This window comes from Brevundimonas denitrificans (assembly GCF_030160755.1).
GTDB lineage: Bacteria > Pseudomonadota > Alphaproteobacteria > Caulobacterales > Caulobacteraceae > Brevundimonas > Brevundimonas denitrificans.
On the sequence record NZ_BSOY01000155.1, the window covers coordinates 1 to 892 of the forward strand.

The 892-nt window shown below is 53.7% G+C and carries 1 protein-coding gene; it reads right to left on the reverse strand.

Annotation, left to right across the window (positions count from 1 at the left end):
• Window positions 1-233: 233 nt before the first annotated feature.
• Window positions 234-892 (reverse strand): trypsin-like serine peptidase (locus QQJ79_RS15455; protein ID WP_284223821.1); only part of this gene is annotated, 659 nt, incomplete at its 5' end.

An 892-nucleotide genomic window follows, 5' to 3' on the forward strand; every position in this document is an offset into this window, starting at 1 on the left:
CTCGGAAACCTCAAACCCTTACCGGATAGAAATCCCGATCCCCGCTTCTGTCTTTTCTGTTGTTACCTCAATCAAGCAGGGTTGAAGCTAATACAAGCCGGGGGACAAAACATCCCCCATATGAGGTACTTGTTAAGATTTTAATTCTTTTTTATGTAAATTTTATACAATAATTCCCACCCTTTTCAGGGATACAGGCCCTCGCCTTCCCCTTGCTGGCGGACAATCAGGAATTATTTGAGATACGGGTAAAATAGGGAACTGGGGATGGCAAGCCCACTGACCTCGCCGGTTTTCAGACGCGCCGTGGCAGAATGCAAGCCAATCAGGCGATACCCTGCCCCATCCTTCACAAAAATGGGCGAACCGGAATCCCCGTTTGTGGCATCGCACTGATGAAAATAGATCGGTGCCTGCCCTTTATCCAGTCTTGCTGTGTGGGTTATCCGGCATTTTTCATGAACCGTCAGAATATGGGAATAATCCCGGCTGTATCCTGCCTGCACCAGATCAGCGGTTGCGAGTGCATCCTCTGACAGGCGGCGGCGGGCTGCCTCGGCAAAACCAAAGGTCTTCCCCAAGGGCTTGTCCAGCGTCAATACCGCCCAGTCCTTGTCCCGTGGCAACGGCTGTACAGACAGATCCGGCAGGGCCGCAAAGGCCGTCCGATATCGAAGCCCCCGGGCATGCCCCGCATACCGCCCCTTGTCATACCCGGCGACAAAATGAAATTCCGTTGCCCCGCTCCACCGTTTTGTGCGCTTGTTCCAGAAACAATGGGCCGCCGTCAGGACCTGATCTTCGGCAACAAGAATGCCTGTACAAAAATTGCCGGACCGGTTGACCCGACCGATGGTTCGCCACGGAAAGGCGGTAATATCCACCGGGGAGC